This window comes from Streptomyces sp. NPDC059828 (assembly GCF_042731955.1).
Lineage (GTDB): Bacteria > Actinomycetota > Actinomycetes > Streptomycetales > Streptomycetaceae > Streptomyces.
Map to the genome: position 1 here is coordinate 124,838 of NZ_JBHWIW010000011.1, position 21,741 is coordinate 146,578.

General features: G+C 70.9%; 21 protein-coding genes and 1 riboswitch. Of the genes, 16 read left to right on the forward strand and 5 right to left on the reverse strand.

Translation table 11 applies throughout. The features are described 5' to 3' along the window. The 3 genes from ACFV6V_RS09930 to ACFV6V_RS09940 all read left to right on the forward strand — a co-directional run bounded on the left by ACFV6V_RS09930 (position 1) and on the right by ACFV6V_RS09940 (position 2,698). Positions 1 to 372 (forward strand): DUF742 domain-containing protein, encoded by a 372-nt coding sequence (locus ACFV6V_RS09930; RefSeq protein ID WP_385561727.1) that lies wholly within the window; start codon positions 1 to 3, stop codon positions 370 to 372. 387 nt (positions 373 to 759) lie between these two features. After that, positions 760 to 2,232, forward strand: a complete 1,473-nt coding sequence (locus tag ACFV6V_RS09935) for an amino acid permease (RefSeq protein WP_385561730.1) — start codon at positions 760 to 762, stop codon at positions 2,230 to 2,232. A gap of 10 nt (positions 2,233 to 2,242) precedes the next feature. Next, positions 2,243 to 2,698 (forward strand): Lrp/AsnC family transcriptional regulator, encoded by a 456-nt coding sequence (locus ACFV6V_RS09940; protein WP_385561733.1) that lies wholly within the window; start codon positions 2,243 to 2,245, stop codon positions 2,696 to 2,698. 3 nt (positions 2,699 to 2,701) lie between these two features. Here ACFV6V_RS09940 and ACFV6V_RS09945 read toward each other — a convergent pair whose 3' ends face one another. Next, entirely contained in the window at positions 2,702 to 3,256 is a 555-nt protein-coding gene (locus ACFV6V_RS09945) for a Repetin (RefSeq protein ID WP_385561736.1), read from the reverse strand. 288 nt (positions 3,257 to 3,544) lie between these two features. On the opposite strand from ACFV6V_RS09945, the gene ACFV6V_RS09950 reads away from it, so the two are divergent. Together ACFV6V_RS09950 and ACFV6V_RS09955 are read left to right on the forward strand one after the other, a co-directional pair. After that, positions 3,545 to 4,348, forward strand: a complete 804-nt coding sequence (locus tag ACFV6V_RS09950; RefSeq protein WP_385561738.1) for a carbon-nitrogen hydrolase family protein — start codon at positions 3,545 to 3,547, stop codon at positions 4,346 to 4,348. A 43-nt stretch (positions 4,349 to 4,391) separates the two neighbouring features. Further along, positions 4,392 to 6,095, forward strand: a complete 1,704-nt coding sequence (locus tag ACFV6V_RS09955) for a flavin monoamine oxidase family protein (RefSeq protein ID WP_385561741.1) — start codon at positions 4,392 to 4,394, stop codon at positions 6,093 to 6,095. Between the two features lie 134 nt (positions 6,096 to 6,229). Here the strand turns inward: ACFV6V_RS09955 and ACFV6V_RS09960 are convergent, their stop codons facing one another. Then, complete coding sequence (locus tag ACFV6V_RS09960; RefSeq protein ID WP_385561743.1) at positions 6,230 to 6,946, reverse strand: DUF5995 family protein; 717 nt, start codon at positions 6,944 to 6,946, stop codon at positions 6,230 to 6,232. Positions 6,947 to 7,064: 118 nt separating this feature from the next. Between ACFV6V_RS09960 and ACFV6V_RS09965 the strand changes: the two genes are divergently transcribed. Next, positions 7,065 to 8,261 carry a glycoside hydrolase family 6 protein gene (locus ACFV6V_RS09965; protein WP_385561746.1) on the forward strand — a complete coding sequence of 399 codons (1,197 nt, stop codon included), beginning with the start codon at positions 7,065 to 7,067 and terminating at the stop codon, positions 8,259 to 8,261. Here the strand turns inward: ACFV6V_RS09965 and ACFV6V_RS09970 are convergent. After that, on the reverse strand, positions 8,240 to 9,487 hold the full coding sequence (locus ACFV6V_RS09970; protein ID WP_385561749.1) for an MFS transporter: 1,248 nt from the start codon (positions 9,485 to 9,487) through the stop codon (positions 8,240 to 8,242). The genes ACFV6V_RS09965 and ACFV6V_RS09970 overlap by 22 nt on opposite strands. Positions 9,488 to 9,693: 206 nt before the next feature. Continuing rightward, positions 9,694 to 9,824: riboswitch (FMN riboswitch) on the forward strand. Between the two features lie 152 nt (positions 9,825 to 9,976). Between ACFV6V_RS09970 and ribD the strand changes: the two genes are divergently transcribed. From ribD to ACFV6V_RS10020, 10 genes are all read left to right on the forward strand, one after another. After that, positions 9,977 to 11,059, forward strand: coding sequence for a bifunctional diaminohydroxyphosphoribosylaminopyrimidine deaminase/5-amino-6-(5-phosphoribosylamino)uracil reductase RibD (gene ribD / locus ACFV6V_RS09975; RefSeq protein WP_385561752.1), 1,083 nt, complete (start codon positions 9,977 to 9,979; stop codon positions 11,057 to 11,059). Continuing rightward, positions 11,060 to 11,722, forward strand: coding sequence for a riboflavin synthase (locus ACFV6V_RS09980; RefSeq protein WP_385561755.1), 663 nt, complete (start codon positions 11,060 to 11,062; stop codon positions 11,720 to 11,722). It abuts the gene before it with no gap. A gap of 5 nt (positions 11,723 to 11,727) precedes the next feature. Continuing rightward, complete coding sequence (locus ACFV6V_RS09985) at positions 11,728 to 12,366, forward strand: nicotinamide riboside transporter PnuC (RefSeq protein ID WP_385561816.1); 639 nt, start codon at positions 11,728 to 11,730, stop codon at positions 12,364 to 12,366. After that, positions 12,363 to 13,682, forward strand: a complete 1,320-nt coding sequence (locus tag ACFV6V_RS09990) for a bifunctional 3,4-dihydroxy-2-butanone-4-phosphate synthase/GTP cyclohydrolase II (protein ID WP_385561758.1) — start codon at positions 12,363 to 12,365, stop codon at positions 13,680 to 13,682. The genes ACFV6V_RS09985 and ACFV6V_RS09990 overlap by 4 nt, the downstream gene beginning before the upstream one ends. 74 nt (positions 13,683 to 13,756) lie before the next feature. Next, positions 13,757 to 14,242: a 6,7-dimethyl-8-ribityllumazine synthase gene (gene ribH / locus ACFV6V_RS09995; RefSeq protein ID WP_361287908.1), complete on the forward strand. Its 486-nt coding sequence runs from the start codon at positions 13,757 to 13,759 to the stop codon at positions 14,240 to 14,242. 33 nt (positions 14,243 to 14,275) lie between these two features. Then, entirely contained in the window at positions 14,276 to 14,548 is a 273-nt protein-coding gene (locus ACFV6V_RS10000) for a phosphoribosyl-ATP diphosphatase (RefSeq protein WP_030951748.1), read from the forward strand. 82 nt (positions 14,549 to 14,630) lie between these two features. Further along, entirely contained in the window at positions 14,631 to 15,479 is an 849-nt protein-coding gene (gene hisG, locus ACFV6V_RS10005; RefSeq protein WP_385561762.1) for an ATP phosphoribosyltransferase, read from the forward strand. A gap of 44 nt (positions 15,480 to 15,523) precedes the next feature. Beyond that, positions 15,524 to 16,000, forward strand: coding sequence for a PH domain-containing protein (locus ACFV6V_RS10010; RefSeq protein WP_385561764.1), 477 nt, complete (start codon positions 15,524 to 15,526; stop codon positions 15,998 to 16,000). Positions 16,001 to 16,182: 182 nt separating this feature from the next. Next, positions 16,183 to 17,526 (forward strand): hemolysin family protein, encoded by a 1,344-nt coding sequence (locus ACFV6V_RS10015; protein ID WP_385561767.1) that lies wholly within the window; start codon positions 16,183 to 16,185, stop codon positions 17,524 to 17,526. Beyond that, complete coding sequence (locus ACFV6V_RS10020; RefSeq protein ID WP_385561770.1) at positions 17,523 to 18,674, forward strand: hemolysin family protein; 1,152 nt, start codon at positions 17,523 to 17,525, stop codon at positions 18,672 to 18,674. Before ACFV6V_RS10015 ends, ACFV6V_RS10020 begins: the two co-directional genes overlap by 4 nt. A gap of 71 nt (positions 18,675 to 18,745) precedes the next feature. On the opposite strand, the gene ACFV6V_RS10025 is transcribed toward ACFV6V_RS10020, so the two are convergent. Both ACFV6V_RS10025 and ACFV6V_RS10030 read right to left on the reverse strand, forming a co-directional pair. Next, positions 18,746 to 20,677 carry an AAA family ATPase gene (locus tag ACFV6V_RS10025; RefSeq protein ID WP_385561773.1) on the reverse strand — a complete coding sequence of 644 codons (1,932 nt, stop codon included), beginning with the start codon at positions 20,675 to 20,677 and terminating at the stop codon, positions 18,746 to 18,748. A 359-nt stretch (positions 20,678 to 21,036) separates the two neighbouring features. Continuing rightward, on the reverse strand, positions 21,037 to 21,681 hold the full coding sequence (locus ACFV6V_RS10030; protein WP_385561776.1) for a uridine kinase: 645 nt from the start codon (positions 21,679 to 21,681) through the stop codon (positions 21,037 to 21,039). Positions 21,682 to 21,741: the final 60 nt, after the last annotated feature.

A 21,741-nucleotide genomic window follows, 5' to 3' on the forward strand; every position in this document is an offset into this window, starting at 1 on the left:
GTGAGCGACCACTGGTACGAGGACGAGACCGGGTCGATGGTGCGCCCGTACACCGTCACCCAGGGCCGGACCCGCCCCGCCGCAGAGCATCACATCGACATGATGTCGCAGGTCACGGCCATCGATCAGGAGGACGGACCGTCGCCTGCGCTCGACCATGCCCGCAGCTCCCTGCTGGGCCTGGTGCGCCGGGGGCGGCGCCCGGTCGCCGAGGTCGCGGCCGACGCCGATCTGCCGCTGACCGTGGTGCGGGTACTGCTGGCCGATCTGGTCGAGGCGGGGCTCGTGCGTATCTCGGCGCCCTCGGCCCAGCGGGACAAGCATGACCCGACACTGCTGCGTGAGATCGCCGACCGGCTGCGCGAGCTGTGACCCGACCGGCGGTGTGAGCGGCGACCCGACCGGCGGTGTGAGCGGCGACCCGACCGGCGGGAGGAGCAGGGGGCTCCCCGATGCCGCCGAGAGCGGTTCCGGAACGCTTTTGCGTGGCCGTGCAACGTTCCTCCGTGCTCTCTCCAACCACGCAACGATCATTCGCGGATGCGCAAAGCTCGTGCATTTCCGTTCGGAACGCTCACCTCGTAAGGTCGCTGGCTGTACGTGGAGTTTGGCGGGGACCGTCTGCTCGGCGATCCCCCCGCACAGGGCTGCTCAGCCCTGCCCGCGTTCACCGGAGCGAATCCGGTGAACGCGATGGAGCGATGAGGGGAAGCGCCGTGGTCGCCGCCACTCGCTAGGCAGCGATAAGGAGCCTCCCCAGTGTTGGACCACGGCGCAGCGCCGCCCGTCACCCCTCAGCAGGGACCGGCGGGTCCCCAGCCCGGTCTCGGTGCCCGCCTCATGCGGCGCAAGCCCGTCGAGACGCTGGTCGCCGAGGGCGGCCAGGGCGAGGGCGGAAGCCTCCGCCGCTCGCTCACCATGTGGCAGCTGACCATGATCAGCATCGGTGCCACCCTCGGCACCGGCATCTTCGTCGTCCTCGGCGAGGCGACCCCGCTGGCCGGACCCGCGGTCGCGATCTCGTTCGTCGTCGCGGGTCTGACCGCCCTGTTCTCGGCGCTCTCGTACGCCGAGCTCGCCGGTTCGATCCCGGTCTCCGGCTCCTCGTACTCCTACGCGTACGCCACCATGGGCGAGCTCATCGCCTGGGTCTGCGGCTGGTGCCTGGTCCTGGAGTACGGGGTCTCGGTCGCGGCCGTCGCGGTCGGCTGGGGCGAGTACCTCAACGAACTGCTCGACGGCACGATCGGCGTCACGATCCCCGGCTCGATATCCGCGCCCATCGGCGAAGGCGGTTTCATCAACCTGCCGGCGCTGATCGTGGTGCTGCTCGCCATGGTCTTCCTGATGGGCGGCGCCAAGGAGAGCGCCAGGATCAACTCGATCATGGTCGGCGTGAAGATCGTCACGCTGCTGCTCTTCATCGGCATCGGCTTCATGGGCATCAAGGCCGGCAACTACGCCCCGCTCGCCCCGCTGGGTGTCACCGGTATCAGCGCCGCCGCGGCCTCCCTGTTCTTCTCGTACATCGGTTTCGACGCCGCCTCCACCGCCGGTGAGGAGGCGAAGAACCCGAAGAAGGACCTGCCGCGCGCGATCATGCTGTCCCTGCTCATCGTGACGGTGCTCTACTGCCTCGTCGCCCTGGTCGCCGTCGGCGCCATGCCGTGGCAGGACTTCGAGGGCACCGAAGCGGCACTCGCCCAGATCATGAAGGACGTCACCGGTCAGAGCTTCTGGGGTGTGGTGCTCGCCGCGGGCGCGGTCGTCGCCATCGCCAGCGTCGTCTTCGCCGTGCTGTACGGCCAGACCCGCATCCTGTTCGCCATGTCGCGCGACGGCCTGGTGCCCAAGGTGTTCGCCAAGGTCGACGGGAAGACCGGCGCCCCGCGCGCCAACACCGTGATCGTCTCGGTCTTCTGCGGTGCCCTCGCGGCCTTCATCCCGTTGGGCGAACTGGCGAACGCCACCAGCATCGGCACGCTCTTCGCGTTCGCCCTGGTCAATGTGGCCGTGATCATCCTGCGCTACAAGCGCCCCGAGATGAACCGCACCTTCAGGGTGATGCTCTTCCCGGTCACCCCGATCCTGGGCTTCCTCTTCTGCGCCTACATGATGTACAGCCTGCCCGGCATCACCTGGCTGTGGTTCGGTGGCTGGATGGCTGCCGGGCTCGTGTTCTACTTCCTGTACGGCCTTGGCCGCTCCCGGTTGGCAACAGCAGAGAAGTGATCCACCCCCTGTGCGACTGAACGATCTCGACGAACGCATCGTCCACGCCCTCGCCGAGGACGCACGCCGTTCCTACGCCGACATCGGTTCGCTCGTCGGCCTTTCCGCGCCCGCCGTGAAACGGCGCGTGGACAGGCTGCGGGCCGATGGAGCCATCACCGGCTTCACGGTGCGCGTGGACCCCGCGGCGCTCGGCTGGGAGACCGAGGGCTTCATCGAGATCTACGCACGCAGCAACACCTCGCCCGAGACCATCCAGCGCGGTCTCGAGCGCTACCCGGAAGTCGCGTCCGCCTCCACCGTCACCGGCGAGGCGGACGCGATCGTCCAGGTGTTCGCCTCCGACATGCGCCACTTCGAGCGTGTGCTGGAGCGGATCGCGGGCGAGCCGTTCGTCGACCGGACCAAGTCGGTGCTGGTCCTGTCCCCGCTGCTCAGGCGGTTCTCGTCCGGCTCGCCCGGCTGACCGTCAGCCCTGGCCCGACGGGTACTCCGGACGCCACGGCAGGACCGTGAAGTCGCCGGTGCCCTTCGCGACGGTCTCGAACGGGGCCGCACTGAGGCACGTGGGCACGTCCGCGACCTCGCCCTCCTCGATCCAGGTGTAGCCCAGGCGGTCGCTCCTCCCCTGGTCGTGGACGGTGACCCCGACCCGCTTCCCCCTGTGCGGGGTGTTGCCGTCGGTGACCACACCCGTCACCACCGCCACCTTGCCCCCGGTCATCAGGCAGTCGACCTTCACCTCCGCCCAGCCACCCGCGCCGTTCGCGTCGTAGTGGCTGAAGCGGAAGGTGCCATGGGCCTTGTGCGGGTCCATGTTGTCCTTCGCGGCGAGGTGGGCGTCGAAGGAGAACGTGATGTCGTCTCCGGCCGGGCGATACAGCTTGGCCGTGCCGGTCAGGGCGGCCGCCTCACGCGGGCGGACCCCTCCGTCGCCATCCCCCGAGGCGACGGCGGAGCCCGAGACCCCCACGGCGATCAGCAGCGCCACGGCGAGCACGACGGCCTTCGTGCGTCTGTTCATGCGACTTCCCTTCCGTCGGTGATCCGGCATCCCCCACTGTTCCGCCCGGGTCGGCGCGGAACATCGCCCTGGGGGCGTGACCGGCTCCGCCGTCCGGCGGGGAGACCGGTCCGCCCGGCGGAGGACCCGGCGTGCAACGAATCGCCGCCGGACAGGCGATGCGCGCAATGGATCGACTCTCGGAACGCAACGGACTCGCCTTGTCCCGGCGGAGCGCCGGAACGTACCGTTTTGACGTCGTCCTGACTGTTGTCCTGGCACCCCGCTCACCGTCTCCGAAGGTCGTCCATGCCGCCGCTGCGCACCGCCCTGCTCCAGAGCTCCGGAACTCCCGGCGACATTGCCAAGAACCTCGAGATCCTCGACGCCCACGCCGCCGACGCGGCCGCGGCCGGTGCAGGGCTGCTGGTCAGCCCCGAGATGTTCCTCACCGGCTACGCCATCGGCGACGGCATCCACCGTCTCGCGGAGCCCGCCGACGGCGCGTCCGCCCAGGCCGTCGCCGGGATCGCCCGCCGCCACGGGATCGCCGTCGTCTACGGCTACCCCGAGCGCGACGGCGAGCAGGTCTACAACGCGGCGCAGCTCATCGGGCCCGACGGCACCCGTCTCGCGAACTACCGCAAGACCCACCTGTTCGGCTGCTTCGAGCAGGAGTGGTTCACCGCCGGTGACGAGCCCGTCGTCCAGGCCGAGCTCGGCGGCCTCCGCGTCGGCCTGCTGATCTGCTACGACGTCGAGTTCCCCGAGAACGTACGCGCGCACGCCCTCGCCGGGACCGAACTGCTGCTCGTGCCGACCGCGCTGATGAACCCGTTCCAGTTCGTCGCCGAGAAGCTCCTCCCGGTCCGCGCGTTCGAGAGCCAGATGTACATCGCGTACGCCAACCGGACCGGCCCCGAGGGCGAGTTCGACTTCGCCGGGCTGAGCTGCCTCGCCGGACCCGACGGAATCGCCCGGACCCGCGCGGGCAGCCACGGAGACGATCTGGTGCTCGCCGACGCCGACCCGGACTTCCTCGCCGCCTCCCGGGCGGCCAACCCGTATCTGAGTGACCGCCGCCCCGCGCTGTACGGGTCGCTCACCCGCTGAGACCTGCCGCCCCGCCCCCCCGCAACACCAGGAGCAACACCCCATGACGTCCACGGTGCCCACAGCCGTCCCGCACTCCGAGGCCCAGCCGCCCATCACCATGTTCGGGCCGGACTTCCCCTATGCGTACGACGACTTCCTCGCCCACCCGGCGGGCCTCGGCCAGATACCGGCGACCGAGCACGGCACCGAGGTGGCCGTCATCGGCGGCGGGCTCTCCGGCATCATCGCCGCGTACGAGCTGATGAAGATGGGCCTCAAGCCGGTCGTCTACGAAGCCGACCAGATCGGCGGACGGCTGCGCACGGTCGGCTTCGACGGTGTCGCCGCTCAGGGCGGCGAGGAACTCATCGCCGAGATGGGCGCGATGCGCTTCCCGCCCTCGTCCACCGCGCTCCAGCACTACATCGACCTGGTGGGGCTGCGGACCCAGCCGTTCCCCAACCCGCTGGCCGAGGCCACCCCGTCGACCGTGGTCGACCTCAAGGGCGAGTCGCACTACGCGGAGACCATCGACGACCTCCCGCAGGTCTACCGCGACGTCATGAACGCGTGGAACGCCTGTCTGGAGGAAGGCGCCGACTTCACCGACATGAACCGCGCGATGCGTGAGCGCGATGTGCCGCGCATCCGGGAGATCTGGGCGAAGCTGGTCGAGAAGCTCGACAACCAGACGTTCTACGGCTTCCTCTGCGACTCCGAGGCCTTCAGGTCCTTCCGGCACCGCGAGATCTTCGGCCAGGTCGGCTTCGGCACCGGCGGCTGGGACACCGACTTCCCCAACTCCATCCTGGAGATCCTGCGCGTCGTCTACACCGAGGCCGACGACCACCACCGCGGTATCGTCGGCGGGTCCCAGCAGCTCCCGCTGCGGATGTGGGAGCGCGAGCCGCAGAAGATCACGCACTGGCCGCTGGGCACCTCCCTGAAGTCTCTGCACGAGGGCGACCCCCGCCCCGCCGTGACAAGGCTGCACCGGGTCTCGGGCAACCAGATCGTGGTCACTGACGCCTCCGGCGACATCCGCAGCTTCAAGGCGGCGATCTTCACCGCGCAGTCCTGGATGCTGCTGTCCAAGATCGACTGCGATGACTCGCTCTTCCCCATCGATCACTGGACGGCGATGGAGCGGACCCACTACATGGAGTCCTCCAAGCTGTTCGTCCCGGTGGACCGGCCGTTCTGGCTGGACAAGGACGAGGAAACGGGGCGTGACGTCATGTCGATGACGCTCACCGACCGTATGACCCGCGGGACCTACCTCCTGGACGACGGCCCCGACAAGCCCGCCGTGATCTGCCTCTCGTACACGTGGTGCGATGACAGCCTCAAGTGGCTCCCGCTGTCCGCGAACGAGCGCATGGAGGTCATGCTCAAGTCGCTCGGCGAGATCTATCCCAAGGTCGACGTCCGCAAGCACATCATCGGCAACCCGGTGACCGTGTCCTGGGAGAACGAGCCCTACTTCATGGGCGCGTTCAAGGCCAACCTGCCGGGTCACTACCGTTACCAGCGTCGGCTGTTCACCCACTTCATGCAGGACCGGCTGCCCGCCGACAAGCGCGGGATCTTCCTCGCGGGCGACGACATCTCGTGGACCGCGGGCTGGGCCGAGGGCGCAGTGCAGACGGCGCTGAACGCGGTGTGGGGCGTGATGCACCACTTCGGCGGTGCCACGGACGCCACCAACCCCGGTCCTGGCGACGTCTTCGACGAGATCGCTCCGGTGGAACTGCCGGAGGACTGAACCTCTGGTCCCTCGGGGGCCGTGCCCCCTATGGATGAACCCCCGCCGCCGACCGTGACCCGGCCGGCCCCGGGAGGTCCCTGAGCCGCCGCCGACCGGACACCCTGGTCGGCGGCGGCCCCGTATCCGCCGCGTCATCTGCACGGGGTCAGCAGGCAGCGACCGACGAGCCCGACAGCCGCGTCCAGCCTCTCGGTGAACTCCTCGGTCAGCGAGGGGAGCGCCCTGATGCTCCACAGCAGCCGGGCCGCCGACCACGCGCCGTCCCGGGCGCGCTCCAGGCTCCATGAGCCCAGCAGATGAGTCACGGGGTCGGCGATCTCCAGCAGATCGGGTCCGGGCATCAGATCTTCACGGATCCGCTCCTCCAGCAGCGTGAGGATGTCGCCCACGCGATCGAACGCCCCCTCCAGCAGCGCTGGTTCGCAGCCGAGCGTACGGCAGGTGTCCACCACCGCGAGCGCGAGATCGTGCCCGATGTGCGCGTTCATCCCGGCCAGCGCGAACTGCAGCGGGCGTACCCCGGGATGGCGCCGGTACTGGAACAGCGGGCGCCAGCAGGCCGGCGGGCGGCTTCCCGCCGTCGCCGTTTCCACGGCGTCCAGATAGCGCTCGGCGAAGAGAACGCCCAGCGTGACGGCGGATCGCCGGTCGGGGAACTCCCCGTGGTCGATACGCCGCCCCAGTTCCTCGGTGACCGCCAGATACACCCGGTTGAACACCGCGACCCCGTCCCGCTCCGGCCAGTGGGAGCGGAATGCGCGCATCCGTTCCAGCACCGGGCCGACCGAGGGATCACCGGGTCCGCACGGGGCGTCGACGTGTGCTGCGAACTCTTCGGTCTGCGCCATGCAGGCAGCGTCCCAGTCCTAGGCTCGGTCGGGTGCCGCCCGGCCCGGGCTTCCCCAGAACGGGGGAAGGACCGGATGACGGGCGGCCACCAGAGCGACTCGCAAGGGGGACGGGACGGTGACAGGCGTACGCAGCCGGCGCCGGGCGGAGCGGCGCGAGCGGCGCCGCGCGGCGCGACGGGGGATCGTCGTGGGGGCCGCCTCCGCGGTGGTGGCCGTCGGTACGGTCACGGGACTGGTGTCCGCGGCGGGCGGGGCGGACGGCGGACAGCGCACGGCCCGTACGGAGGCCAGCAGTGCGCCCATGCCCACACCGCTGCCCGCGCGCCCGAGCCCTTCTCCCTCCCCGTCCGCTTCCTCGAGCCCGTCCGCCCCGCCGAGCGCTTCGCCCAGCGTGACCCGCAGGTCCGCCCCGAAGAGGCCCGCCGCCCCGCCCCCGGCTCCCGCCCCCGGCGGCGGAGTGCTGTACCGGCATCCCGATTCGCAGGTCATCGACTGGGTGCGGGCGCATGGCGGCGACCCGCGCCGGGCGCTCATCGAGTCGCGGATCGCCGCCCAGCCCGCCGCGGTCTGGTTCGCCGCCTACAACCCGGGTGAGATCACCCGCGAGGTGCGCGCCGTGACCTCGGGAGCCGCGGCGGCCGGCCGGGTGCCCGTCCTCGTCCCGTACGCCATACCCGACCGGGACTGCGGGGGCGCGTCCCAGGGAGGGGCGCCCGATCTCGGGGCGTACGACCGCTGGATCGGGGAGTTCGCCGACGGACTCGGTGCCGAACCGGTCATCGTCGTCCTCGAACCCGACTCGCTGGCACTGTCGGACTGCCTCTCCGGTGCCGGTCGTGCCGCCCGGAACACCGCGCTGGCCCGGGCGGGCCGCATCCTGAAGACCGCCAACCCCCGCGCGAAGGTCTACTTCGACGCGGGCCACTCGGGCTGGCACTCCCCGTCGGTGATGGCCGGTCTACTGCGCGCCGCGGGGGCCACGACCAGCGGGGACGGCATCTTCACCAACGTTTCCAACTTCCACCGCACGGCCGATGAGACGCGCTACGCCAGGGCGGTGCTGGAGGCGCTGGGCGGCCCCGCCCGGCTCGGTGCCGTCATCGACACCAGCCGCAACGGCAACGGCGCACCCGAGGCCGGCGCCTGGTGCGACCCGGGAGGCCGGGCACTCGGGCGCGCGCCGACGACACGGACCGGGGAGTCACGGATCGACGCCTTCCTGTGGATCAAACTGCCGGGCGAGTCTGACGGCTGCCGCGGCACGGCCGGCAGCTTCACTCCGGACTACGCCTACGACCTGGCGACGGGCTGACCAGCCGCTTCCCGGCCGTCCGGCGGCCGGGCCCCGGCGACCGCGGCGTCTGCCGCGCCCGTACGCGTACTGCCGCGCAACACCCCCGCACCGGCGACGAGGCCGAAGGCCAGCACGGTCACCAGAGCGAACGACACGACCAGCGACGTCAGATCGGCGATCCCGCCGATGGCCGAGGGGGCGATCAGCCCCGAGGTGTACGTGATCGTCGCGACGCCCGCGATCGACAGGCTCGGGTTGCTGCCGCTGCGTCCCGCCGCCGCGAAGGCGAGTGGCACGACGACGGCGATCCCGAGGCCGATGCAGCCGAACCCGGCCATCGCCGCGAGGGGGTCCGGGGCCAGTACCACCAGCACTCCGCCCGCCGTGGCGAGCACCCCGCCGACCCGTACCGTACGGACCGGCCCGAAGCGGTCCACGACCCTGTCGCCCGCCAGTCGCGCCACCGCCATCGTCAGCGCGAACGCGGTCGTGGAGGCTGCGGCGAGCCCCGCCGAAGTGCCGAGTCCGTCGCGCAGGTACACCGCCGACCAGTCCAGGCTGGCGCCTTCCGCGAACACTCCGCAGAACCCGATCGCCCCGATGACCAGCGCGGATCGTGGAGGGAGGGCGAAGCGGGGCGGCGGTGCCTCGTCGGGTGCGCTGCGCAGGTCCAGTACGTGCCGGCAGGCCAGCAGACCGAGCACGGTGAGCACCGCGGACGCGATCAGATGATGGAGCCGGGCGTCGCTGCCCATGTGTGCGGCGAGGGTGCCCGCAGCGGAGCCGATCAGGGCGCCCACGCTCCACATTCCGTGCAGCCCGGACATGATCGAGCGGTTCAGACGGTTCTCGATCTCGACGCCGAGCGCGTTCATGGCGACATCGGCCATGCCCGCCGTGGCGCCGTACACGAAGAGGGCGGCGCAGAGCGCGTACACATGGGGGGACAGCGCCGGGAGCACGAGGGAGAGGGTCCACAGCGCGAGCAGCCCGCGGAGCGCGGCGCGTGCGCCGAAGCGATGGCTGACGGTGCCGGCGAGCGGCATCGCGAGGGACGCTCCGATGGCCGGGAAGGCGAGGGCGATGCCGAGCAGCCCGGCACCCACCCCGGCATGGTCCTGGACCCAGGGGATACGGGTGGCGAAACTGCCGGTCACGGCGCCGTGCACACAGAAGACGGCGGCCACGGCATAGCGGGCGCGGATCAGTTTCCGCCGTTCGGATACGACGACTTCGCTCGTCATCAGCGCGTCCTCCCCCGGGCGTCGGCATGACCGTCGGGACCGCCGCCCGTAGACCGGATTTGAGGCTAAGAGGACTAGACCAGGCGGTCAACAGGTGGGGACCCGAGCCTCGCGAACGACGCGTCGCCGCCCTCTGTGAGCCAGGCCACAGGCACTCACCTGCTTGGTCCATTGCGCGGCGTGGCACACTGGCCCTGTATCAGCAGCAGCGCACTCCGGGGTCGGTGTAATTCCGAACCGGCGGTAATAGTCCGCGACCCGTCCGCATCCAGCGGCCGGTTGACCAGGTGAAATTCCTGGACCGACGGTGAAAGTCCGGATGGGAGGCAGTGCGCGGCGGGCGACCCTCGTGGTCCGTCGGCCGTCTGCGGCCGATCGTCCTCACCGACGACCGGTACCGCCGACCCGGCGTTCCCCGGCTTCGCGCCGCTTGCTCTGTCGTTCGACGACAGCCCCCGGAGTCCGTGCCCGAAGAGGCAGGAGGACCGGGTGGCCACCGCAGCCGACATCAGCGCCATGCGCCGAGCCATCGAGCTCGCCGCCCGTGCGCTCGGCTCCACCAGCCCCAACCCCGTCGTGGGATGCGTCATCACGGACGTCTCCGGAGAGACCGTCGGCGAGGGCTACCACCAGCGGGCCGGAGGCCCACACGCCGAGATCCACGCCCTGCGCGCGGCGGGGGAACGCGCCAAGGGCGGCACCGCGTACGTCACCCTCGAACCGTGCAACCACACCGGCCGTACCGGCCCTTGTGCCCAGGCCCTCATCGAGGCCGGGGTGGCCCGCGTCGTGTACGCCGTGGCCGACCCCAACCCGCAGGCCACCGGAGGCGCCGAGACCCTGCGCGCCGCAGGAGTCCGGGCCGAGCAGGGGCTGCTCGGTGACGAGGCCGGGGAAGGCAACATCGCCTGGCTCACCTCCGTGCGTCTCGGCAGGCCCTACGTCCTGTGGAAGTACGCGGCCACCCTCGACGGCCGTATCGCGGCCGCCGACGGCACCAGCCGCTGGATCACCTCGCCCGAGTCCCGCGCCGACGTCCACCGGCTGCGCGCCGAGGCCGATGCCGTGGTCGTCGGCTCCGGCACCCTGCGCGCCGACGACCCCCACCTCGCCGTGCGCGGTGTCGAAGGGGCCACCCAGCCCCTGCGCGTGGTCCTCGACACCCACGCGACCGTGCTGCCGACGGCCAGGGTCCTGGACGACTCGGCGCCCACGCTGATCGCGACCGGTGAGCACGCGGACATCCGGCACCTGCCCGGAGCCGACATCGCCCGGCTGAGCGCGGACGAACGCGGCATCGGTGTCCACGCCCTGCTCACCGAGCTGTACGGGCGCGGCGTGCGCTCCGTACTCCTCGAAGGCGGACCCACGCTCGCCGGGTCCTTCATCGCCGCGGGAGCAGTCGATCGAGTCATCGGCTACCTCGCACCCGTATTCCTCGGCGCCGGCCGCCCGGCTCTCGCCGGGACCGGAATCACCACCATCACCGAAGCGTTGCGGCTCGACATGACCGAGACCGTCCGCATCGGCCCCGATCTGCGGATCACCGCGACCGTCCCCAAGGGAGCTTGAGTGTTCACCGGAATCGTCGAAGAGCTGGGTGAGGTCACCGCCGTCGAGGAACTCGACGACGCCTCACGCTTCCGTCTGCGCGGCCCCCAGGTCACCGAGGGCGCGAAGCACGGCGACTCCATCGCCGTCAACGGCGTCTGCCTGACCGTGGTGGAGACCGCAGACGGCGAGTTCACCGCCGATGTGATGGCCGAGACGCTGAAGCGCTCCAGCCTTGGCGGGCTCGCCGTCGGCTCCCGGGTCAACCTGGAGCGGCCCATGGTGGCCGACGGGCGGTTCGGCGGACACATCGTCCAGGGCCATGTGGACGGCACCGGCACGATCGTGGAGCGCACCCCGTCCGAGCACTGGGAGCTCGTCAGGATCTCCCTTCCGCAGGACCTCGCGCGCTATGTCGTGGAGAAGGGTTCCATCACCGTCGACGGGGTCAGCCTCACCGTGGTCGACGCGGGCCCCGATTCCTTCACCATCAGCCTGATCCCCACCACCCTCGCGCTGACCACCCTCGGGATCAAGCAGCCCGGCGACCCGGTCAATCTCGAAGTGGACGTGATCGCCAAGTACGTCGAGCGGCTGCTCGGCTCCCGCGCGGGCGCGGGCGCGGGAGCCGACGCCGGCACGCTCACGGGCCCGGGCACGGTCACGGGGGAGGGCGCCAAGTGAGCTCCCTGAGCTGGCTGAACGCCGAGGCCTTCACCGCCTTCGGCCAGCCCATCAAGTGGGCCGACATGACCGGCAACCTCGTCGGTCTGACGGCCCTCGCACTCGGCTGGCGCCGCTCGGTGTGGACCTGGCCCGCCCAGTTCGTCTCCGGCCTTGTCCTCTTCGCCGCCTTCGCCACCGCCCACTTCACCGGCAGCGCCGGAAAGCAGGTCGTGGTCATGGTCGTCGCGGCCTGGGGCTGGTGGCAGTGGAGCCGCGGGCGCGGGCAGGCCCAGGACGGTTCGATCGCCGTCCGGTTCGCCACCCGGCGTGAGCGCGCGGCCATGGCCGCCGCGGCGCTGCTCGGCACCCTCGCCGTCGGAGGGCTGTTCACGCTGTACCCGGTGCTGTCCTGGGCACCGTGGCCCGACGCCTACATCTTCGTCGGCACGCTCGTGGCGATGTACGCCCAGGCTCGCGGCATGGTCGAGTTCTGGTTCGCCTGGCTGCTCGTCGACCTCGTCGGCGTGCCGTTCGCCTTCACGAACGGCTATGCCTTCTCCGGTTTCGTCTATGTGATCTACGGCGCGCTGGTCCTGTGGGGCCTGCGCGACTGGTGGCAGCGGTCCCGCACCGCTCCTGCCCTGGAAGGAGTGGCAGCATGAGCGCCCTGCCCGTCTGGAATCCGGCCGACGACATCGAGGACCTCCGCCTCGACCCCGTCGAACAGGCCATCCGCGACATCGCCGCCGGCAGGCCCGTCGTGGTCGTCGACGACGAGGACCGCGAGAACGAGGGCGACCTCGTCATCGCCGCCGAGAAGGCCACACCCGAGATCGTCGCTTTCATGATGAGCGAGTGCCGGGGCCTGATCTGCGCTCCCATGGAGAGCGACGAACTGGAGCGGCTCGAACTGCCCCAGATGGTCCAGCACAACACCGAGTCCATGAGCACGGCCTTCACCGTGTCCGTCGACGCATCGGCCGCCCACGGCGTGAGCACCGGAATCTCCGCCGCCGACCGCGCCACCACGCTCCAGCTGCTGGCCAACGGCACCGCCCAGCCAGGCGACTTCGTGCGCCCCGGCCACATCTTCCCGCTGCGCGCCAAGCCCGGGGGCGTCCTCGCCCGCAACGGCCACACCGAGGCGGCCGTCGACCTGGCACGGCTCGCCGGACTGCGTCCCGCGGGAGCGATCGTCGAGATCGCCGGTGAGGACGGCGCCATGCTGCGGCTGCCCGAGCTGATCCCGTTCGCCCGCAAGCACGGTCTGACCATCATCTCCATCGAGGATCTGATCGCCTACCGCCGCAGTGCGGAACCGACCGTGCGCCGGGAGGCCGAGGTGAACCTGCCGACCGCGCACGGCGCGTTCACCGCGTACGGCTACCGCTCCACCGTGGACGGCGTCGAGCATGTGGCGCTCGTGCACGGGGACATCGGCGACGGCGAGGACGTGCTGGTCCGCGTCCACTCCGAATGCCTGACCGGCGACATCTTCCACTCGCTGCGCTGCGACTGCGGACCCCAGCTCGAGGCGTCCATGGAGCGCGTCACCGAAGCCGGCCGCGGTGTGGTCGTGTACCTGCGCGGCCACGAGGGGCGCGGCATCGGCCTGGTGTCCAAACTGCGGGCGTACGAACTCCAGGAACGCGGACGGGACACCCTCGACGCCAACCTGGAACTCGGACTGCCCGCCGACGCCCGGGACTACGCCGCGGGCGCGCAGATCCTGGCCGATCTCGGGGTGCGCAGCCTGCGGCTGATGACCAACAACCCCGACAAGATCAGCGCATTGGTGCGGTACGGCCTGAAGGTCGAGGGCCGCGAGGCCATGCCGGTCCAGGCGGGGGAGCACAACCTCGGCTATCTGCGCACCAAGCGCGACCGCATGGGACACGACCTGCCCTGGCTGGAGGACCAGTCCCGGTCCGGCGCGGGGGCCACCCCGGCGACCGCGTCCACCTGCGCCAACCAGTAGCGGCAACGCTGCACCGACAAGACCCGATAAGACACGACAGCACCAACGGCACCACCCGAGAACCAAGGAGAAACGTGAGCGGCAAGGGCGCACCCGAACTGTCCGTACGCAACTGCGGAGACCTCCGCGTGGCCGTCATCGCGGCCCAGTGGCACGAGAAGATCATGGACGGCCTCGTCGACGGAGCCCTGCGTGCCCTGCACGAGCTGGGTATCGACGAGCCGACCGTGCTGCGGGTCCCCGGCAGCTTCGAGCTGCCCGTCGTGGCCAAGGTGCTCGCGGGCCGCGGCTATGACGCGATCGTGGCGCTCGGTGTCGTCATCCGCGGCGGCACGCCCCACTTCGAGTACGTGTGCCAGGGCGTCGCCCAGGGCCTGACCCAGGTCTCCGTGGACACGGGCGTCCCCGTCGGCTTCGGGGTGCTCACCTGCGACACCGAGGAGCAGGCCCTCGACCGCGCCGGTCTGGAGGGCTCCAATGAGGACAAGGGACACGAGGCGGTGACCGCCGCGGTCGCCACCGCCGCGACCCTCCGTTCAGTATCTGAACCCTGGCGCTGAGGCGGACCCACTTCCGCGTAGGGTGGGACCACCATGTCCAAGAAGACGTTCGAGGAGCTCTTCACCGAGCTCCAGCACAAGGCAGCCAACGGCGACCCCGCCACCTCCCGCACCGCCGAGCTCGTGGACAAGGGCGTCCATGCCATCGGCAAGAAGGTCGTCGAAGAGGCCGCCGAGGTCTGGATGGCCGCCGAGTACGAGGGCAAGGAGGCGGCAGCCGAGGAGATCTCCCAGCTGCTGTACCACGTCCAGGTGATGATGGTCGCCCGGGGGATCTCCCTGGACGACGTCTACGCCCATCTCTGAGCAGACTCGATCCGTACCCCACACCACTGACGCATCACCCACGCACGACGTACGTCACTACGCACCGAAGGAAGCCCACCTCATGCTGCGCATCGCCGTCCCCAACAAGGGTTCACTGTCCGGACCTGCGGGGGAGATGCTCCATGAGGCGGGCTACCTCCAGCGCAAGGACTCCAAGGAGCTCGTGCTGGTCGACCCGGAGAACGAGGTCGAGTTCTTCTACCTGCGCCCGCGCGACATCGCGATCTACGTCAGCTCGGGCCGTCTCGACATCGGCATCACCGGCCGGGACCTGCTCCTCGACTCGGGCGCCGGTGCCGAGGAGATCCTCGAACTCGGCTTCGCCCGCTCCACCTTCCGCTACGCCACCAAGCCCGGCACCGCGTCCGGCGTCGAGGACTTCGGCGGGCTGACGATCGCCACCTCCTACGAGGGCATCGTGGCCAAGCACCTCGCGGACAACGGCATCGACGCATCCGTGGTGCACCTCGACGGCGCCGTCGAGACCGCGATCGAGCTCGGCGTCGCCCAGATCATCGCCGATGTCGTGGAGACCGGCACCAGCCTGCGCAACGCGGGCCTGGCCGTGATCGGCGAGCCGATCCTCACCTCCGAGGCCGTGGTCATCCGACGCACCGGGGCGGATGCCGACGACCCGAAGGTCGAGCAGTTCCTGCGCCGCCTCCAGGGCGTCCTGGTCGCCCGCTCCTACGTGATGATGGACTACGACTGCCGGGTCGAGCACCTGGAGCAGGCCGTCGGCCTCACCCCGGGCCTCGAGTCGCCGACCGTCTCCCCGCTGCACCACGAGGGCTGGGTGGCCGTGCGCGCCATGGTCCCCGCCAAGGAGGCACAGCGCGTCATGGACGACCTGTACGCGCTGGGAGCCCGGGCCATCCTCACCACGGCGATCCACGCCTGCCGCCTCTGACAGCGCCCAGAGCCCGGAACAGCGCAGAGAGCACAGCGGACCCCATGCCTTCGTCATCCTCGTCATCCGTCGACCAGCAGGAACTCCCCGCACTCCCGGTCACCTTCAGGCCCACCCGCACCCGGGCGGTCCTGCTGACCGTGGGTGCGGTGATGTTCGCCGTCATCACCGGAGTCGCGTTCGCCCTGGAGAAGCTCAGCACGGGGGAGCGGATCAGCTTCGTCTTCATCGCGCTGCTCTTCTTCGCGGTGCTGGCCCTCCTCAGCCGTCCCAAGGTCGTCGCCGACGAACAAGGGGTGACTGTGGTCAACCTCACGCGCCGTCGACGGCTCGACTGGGCCGAGATCCTGCGTGTCAACCTCCGTCCGGGTGACCCCTGGGTGTTCCTCGATCTGAGTGACGGCACCAGCCTTCCCGTGCTCGGCATCCAGCCCGGAATCGCCCGGCACCACGCGATCCGCGACGCACGGGCCCTGCGCGCCCTCGCCGACACGCGTGGCTCCGGTACGGAGCACGACTGAGGCCTGCCCCGCGGGGCAGGGGCATGATTACCCTTGACGCGGAGGTGCCGGGTGCACCTCCGCCTCGTACCCGCGCGGCCGCCATGGCCCGTGAGGCACCTACGAACCGAGGAGTGACTCCCTCCGGCAATGGACGGATCGTCCGGTAGTACCTGCGCCGCCCCCTCACCTGAGGCGGCGGCATGATCACCCCGCTACTGCTGCTCTGTGCGGCATTCGTGCTGATCCTCGCGAACGGCTTCTTCGTGGCGGCCGAGTTCGGCCTCGTCACGGTCGAGCGTGCGGACGCGGAGCGCGCCGCGGCCGAAGGCGACCAGCGTGCCCACGGCGTCGTACGGGCCCTGCGCGAGCTGTCGTTCCAACTGTCCGGCACCCAGCTCGGCATCACCATCACCTCCCTGGTCGTCGGCATGCTCGCCGAGCCCGCACTCGCCGAGCTGCTGAGCGGGCCGCTGGCCGCGGTGGGCATACCCGCGGGGGCCGTGTCCGGTGTCGCCGTGGTCATAGGCATGCTGCTGGCTTCCGCGGTCCAGATGGTCGTCGGCGAGCTCGTCCCGAAGAACTGGGCGGTCTCCCGGCCGCTCCAGGTCGCCAGGTTCGTGGCCGGCCCGCAGCACCGTTTCTCCGCCCTCTTCCGGCCGGTGATCGCCCTGCTCAACTCCGTCGCCAACCGGCTGGTGCGGACGCTGGGCGTCGAACCGGCCGATGAACTGGCATCGGCCCGGACCCCCGGCGAACTCGTTTCCCTCGCCCATCACTCGGCCCGCGCCGGCGCACTGGAGCAGGACACGGCCGACCTCTTCGTACGGACCCTCTCCCTGGGCCATCTGACCGCCCAGAACGTGATGACGCCACGAGTGAAGATGAACGCTCTCCAGTCCGACGCCACCGCGGCGGACGTGCTGAACCTCACTCGGGCCACCGGGCTCTCCCGCTTCCCCGTCTACCACGAGCGTATCGACGAGATCGTCGGCATGGTCCACCTGAAGAACGCGCTCGCCGTACCGGCCCACGCGCGCCTGCGTACCCCGGTCGGCCGTATCGCGGTGCCGCCCCTGCTGGTGCCGGAGACCCTCCCGGTGCGCACGCTGCTGGAGCGACTGCGCAGCGAGCAGCCCATCGCCGTCGTCGTCGACGAGTACGGCGGCACGGCCGGTGTCGTCACCCTGGAGGACATCGTCGAGGAACTCGTCGGCGAGGTCCGCGACGAACACGACGCGCGCGAGGCCGACGAGCGGCCCGAGCTGGCCCCGGTCGCGCCGGAGGACGGCCGGCCCGCCTGGGAGGCCGACGGCAGCTGCCGGGTGCTCACCCTGCAGCGGATAGGACTCGATGTGCCCGACGGTCCCTACGAGACCGTCGCCGGTCTCGTGGCCGACCTGCTCGGCCGCATCCCCGCCCCGGGCGACAAGGCCGAGCTGCCCGGCTGGAAGCTCTCCGTACGGCAGGTGGACCGCTACCGGGCGGAGCGCGTCAAGCTGGTGCGCACCGTCGAGGTCCCGGCCGTCATGGAGGCGGCCCGATGAGCCTGCTCCAACTGATGTTCGCCGTGCTCCTCGTACTGGCCAACGGATTCTTCGTCGGGGCCGAGTTCGCCCTGGTGTCGGTGCGGCGGAGCCAGATCGAACCGCTGGCCTCCGGGGGCTCGGCACGGGCCCGGCAGGTTCTGCACGGCCTGGAGAACCTGCCGCAGATGATGGCCGCCGCCCAGTTCGGCATCACGGTCTGCTCGCTGACGCTCGGCGCGGTGGCCGAGCCGACCGTGGCGCATCTGCTGGAGCCCCTCTTCCACGCCGTCCACGTACCCGACGCACTGATCCACCCACTGGGCTACGTCATCGCGCTGGCCGTCGTGGTCTTCCTGCACCTCGTCATCGGCGAGATGGTCCCGAAGAACCTGGCGATGGCCGCCCCGGAGAAGACCGCGCTGTGGCTGGGCCCGGCACTGGTCGGCTTCGCCCGGCTGTGCCGCCCGGTGACCGTGGGGCTCGGGGCGTGTGCCCGGGTCGTGCTGAAGCTGTTCCGGGTCGAGCCCAAGGACGAGGTCGAGGCCGTGTTCACCAGCGACCAGCTCGGCCAGCTGGTCGAGGACGCGGGCCAGGCCGGTCTCCTCGACCGGGAGGAGCAGGAGCGCCTCGAAGACGCCCTGGAGCTGGGCAGCCGCCCGGTGACGGACGTCCTCATCGCCCGCGCGTCGCTGGTGACCGTGCCGCCGTCGGTGACTCCCCGGCAGATCGAGGAGCTCACCGTACGCACGGGCTACTCGCGCTTCCCGATCAGGGGCGAGGGCAGCGGGCCCTTCATGGGGTACCTCCATGTCAAGGACGTCCTCGACCTCGAGGAGGGCGAGCGGGCCGTGCCCCAGCGCGTATGGCGTCCCATGGCCACCCTGCGCGCGGAGCTCCCCCTGGACGACGCCCTGACCGTGATGCGCCGCGCCGCCACCCATCTGGCGCAGGTTGCCGACGGGTCGGGCCGGGTGCTGGGCCTGGTGGCGATGGAGGACGTACTGGAGATGCTGGTCGGTGAGGTGCGCGACCCGGCACACCGGGCCGCCCCGGCCCCGCGCCGCCCGGTGACCGGGCCGGTCCTGGCCCCCCATCCCGGGGGCGGGCCGGTGATCCCGGCGGACGCGGTATGGGGGCAGCTGGGCACGGAGACCCCCGCCCGCTGAGCCGGCGGATCCGCAGCAGGAGCAGGAGCCCGCGCCCCGGCTCCTGCTCTTTTGAGGTCGGCTGCCCAGGCTTACGGTCCCGGAGGATCCTGCGGGCCGCGGTCCGCAGGACCCCGGCCCGACAGGACCTCCCCGTAGGCCTGCATCAGATCGGGCAGCCGCAGCGTCGCCAGATCGTCGCGGGTCGGGGTGCCCGGGTAGCCGGTGAGCCGCAGATCGCGGTAGGCGCAGCTCTTCTCGTACAGCGTGCGCAGAAAGCGCCCGTTGCCGAGCTCGTCGATCCAGCCCTGGTCGACCACGTGCCCGCTGATCGAGCACAGCTCATCGAGTGCCTCCTCGTCCCAGCCGTCGCCGTTGGCGGCGGCGAGCACCTCGCCGATCGCCGTCAGTTCCAGCGGGCGGTACGAAGGGAAGTCCACCCGGGTGGTGAACCGCGAGGACAGCCCGGGATTCGCGGCGAGCAACCGGTCCATGCCCTCGGGATAGCCCGCGAGGATCACCACCAGATGGTCGCGGTTGTCCTCGGCCCGCTTCAGCAGGACCTGCAGGGCCTCGTCGCCGTACGCGTCGCCCTTGCTGTAGCCGGTGTTCGAGAGTGAGTACGCCTCGTCCACGAACAGCACCCCGCCGAGCGCGGAGTCGATCAGCTCATTGGCCTTCACGGCGGTCTGCCCGAGGAACTCACCCACCAGGTCGGACCGCTGCGCCTCCACCAGATGGTCACCGCCGAGCAGCCCGAGGGCGTAGAACACCCGGCCGAGGATGCGCGCCACGGTCGTCTTGCCGGTGCCGGACGGCCCGGAGAAGACGAAGTGGCGCTTGGGCGGCTGGACCGGCAACCCCTGGCCTGCCCTCAGCCGGGCCATCTCCAGCTGCGCGGACAGCGCCTTCACCTGCCGCTTCACCGGCTCGAGGCCCACCATCCGCTCCAGCTCCGCCAGGGCTTCGGCGAGCAGCACGGGGTCCGTGGGCCCGGAGGGGTACGTCGGCGGCGCCGACTGGGCGGGGACGCCCGGCTTCTCCCGTACGCCCGGGACCGGTGCGGCCGGGACCGGCCCGCCGTACTGCGGCTGCTGCTCACCGCCGAACCGTGGCTCGGACCCGAGCGGCGCCTCCGCTTCGGCAGGCGGGCCGTCGACCGAGTCCTGACCGTAGCCCGAGCCCGCGAGGGAGACCGTGGCGAGCCCGGCCGGTCCGCCCGGTCCCTCGAAGTCGTCCATCCCGTCGAAACTGCCGCCGCTGTCGTACTCGGCTATCGCGGCCAGCCGCGCCGAGGTGTCCATGAACGCCGGATCGACCCGGTGCACCGCCCGGTACAACGGCAGCGCGGCGGCGGTCCGCCCGGTGCCCTCGTGGGCACGGGCCAGCCAGTAGCGCAGCTCCTTGCGCTGCGGCTGCTCGCTGCGGCAGCGCATGAGCGCCGCCGACAGCAGGGGTTCGGCCTGCCCGTACATCTCCAGCCGCACCCGGGCCATGCCCCCGAACAGCCCCGCCTCGATGCCCAGCAGCGGGTCGTTGACGAGCGGTTCCGTATGCCGGACGAGCTGCTCCCAGTCCTTGACCAGATACGCACGGCAGGCGTGCAGGAAGCGCACCTGGGGGTCCGTGTCGACGGGCGGCAGTCCGGCGAGTGCCCTGTCGAGCTCGGGGACATGGCGACCGTCCAGCCAGTGCGAGGCGTGCGCGAGCAGCAGATCGCGCGGGCTCTCCAGCACCGGCTGCACCCACCAGCCCAGCCAGTACCAGGAGTTCAGCGTGCGCCGGTGCCGGGCGCGCTGCTCGCCGAAGCGCTCCTGGTGGCGGTACATCCGCAGCAGCGCCGTCGTGGTGTCGACGCGTAAGGCGTGCAGGCCGAGCCAGCCGTCCGCCATTCCCGGGTCGCTCCGGACCGCGGCTCTGAACTCCTCTTCCGCCTGTGGGTACGCGCCCATGGTGTAGGCGTCCACGCCACGCACCCAGGCGAGGTCGGCCGGGGCCGTCGAGCCCTGCGTGCCGATGTCCATCCGGTCCCCCACATATGTGCCCCCGTGCCCTCCCGCCGGGCGGGCGCCCGTCGGAGCGTGCTGAACCACCGTGTCGCGGACGGGAATTGACCGCACTGAGGTGCATCGTACCTGCGCAGGCGCAGGTGAATAAGGGTGACGCGGGCGGCGGCCGGATGGTGACCCAGAGTGAGCGCGGGGGGTCGGAAGCCGCGCCGGGGTGCTGGGGTGAGGGCAGAACGAAGCCCCCGATCACGGGGGAACAACCGGGGGCTTCGCGTCCGGGCGACTTCGTAAAGCCGCACATTGAGAACGTAAGACCTGTATGGCCCTTGGGTCAAGCGGAGTTGAGGCACTCACCACGGCCGATTTCCGACTGCTCAGTACGGTGGCTGAAGCCGATCACTTTCGGTGAGGAACTGACTCGTGCTCGCTGTCACACCAGGTCCTGGGCGCCACTCGTATCCTTTGGAACACTCCCGCACCACAGTGTCGGCGAAGGGGCGCGAAGGGTCATCGGCGAAGTGGCGTGTCTCCGCCGCGGTCCACGCGTCCCAGAAGTCGGCGAGCGCCGGACCGTCACGGAGACGGCCGCGAGCCCAGGACCGCCCCGGCCCCCGGTCCATCCAGAGGAGGCGTGCGAGATGCGGGCGCAGCGCCCGCCGACCGGCCCCGACCCCCTCGACGAGCACGACCGGTGCAGGGGCGAGCACACGCGGTGGTCCGAAGCGTCGCAGGTTCCAGTCGTAGGGCTCGTAACGCGCGCGGCGGCCCTGCGACAGCGGTTCGATGACCTGACCGAGCAAACGGCCCGTCCAGGCGAAGAGTTCGTCGTGGGTGGCGATGTCGTCGAGATGCAGCACCGGGGCGTCCCCGAGGGCCTCGGCGAGCAGCGCCGTGAAGGTGCTCTTGCCGGAGCCGGCGTGTCCGTCGACCGCAACCAGCCGTACCGGGCCGCACGACGGCTCAAGAGTGCGCAGCCCCGCTGCGGCGCGGCCGAAATCGAGACGGGCGCCGGAATTCACACGGCTCACCCTACGGTGCGCCCGCGTGCGTCACGCCCCCGGATCGCGCGGGTGCGGAGC

Coding starts and splice junctions, on each gene's coding strand:
- ACFV6V_RS09945 (WP_385561736.1), bottom strand. CDS start 3,256: ATGAACAGACGCACGAAGGCCGTCGTGCTCGCCGTGGCGCTGCTGATC.
- ACFV6V_RS09950 (WP_385561738.1), top strand. CDS start 3,545: ATGCCGCCGCTGCGCACCGCCCTGCTCCAGAGCTCCGGAACTCCCGGC.
- ACFV6V_RS09955 (WP_385561741.1), top strand. CDS start 4,392: ATGACGTCCACGGTGCCCACAGCCGTCCCGCACTCCGAGGCCCAGCCG.
- ACFV6V_RS09960 (WP_385561743.1), bottom strand. CDS start 6,946: ATGGCGCAGACCGAAGAGTTCGCAGCACACGTCGACGCCCCGTGCGGA.
- ACFV6V_RS09970 (WP_385561749.1), bottom strand. CDS start 9,487: ATGACGAGCGAAGTCGTCGTATCCGAACGGCGGAAACTGATCCGCGCC.
- ACFV6V_RS09990 (WP_385561758.1), top strand. CDS start 12,363: ATGAGCGCCCTGCCCGTCTGGAATCCGGCCGACGACATCGAGGACCTC.
- ACFV6V_RS10000 (WP_030951748.1), top strand. CDS start 14,276: ATGTCCAAGAAGACGTTCGAGGAGCTCTTCACCGAGCTCCAGCACAAG.
- hisG (WP_385561762.1), top strand. CDS start 14,631: ATGCTGCGCATCGCCGTCCCCAACAAGGGTTCACTGTCCGGACCTGCG.
- ACFV6V_RS10010 (WP_385561764.1), top strand. CDS start 15,524: ATGCCTTCGTCATCCTCGTCATCCGTCGACCAGCAGGAACTCCCCGCA.
- ACFV6V_RS10015 (WP_385561767.1), top strand. CDS start 16,183: ATGATCACCCCGCTACTGCTGCTCTGTGCGGCATTCGTGCTGATCCTC.
- ACFV6V_RS10020 (WP_385561770.1), top strand. CDS start 17,523: ATGAGCCTGCTCCAACTGATGTTCGCCGTGCTCCTCGTACTGGCCAAC.
- ACFV6V_RS10025 (WP_385561773.1), bottom strand. CDS start 20,677: ATGGACATCGGCACGCAGGGCTCGACGGCCCCGGCCGACCTCGCCTGG.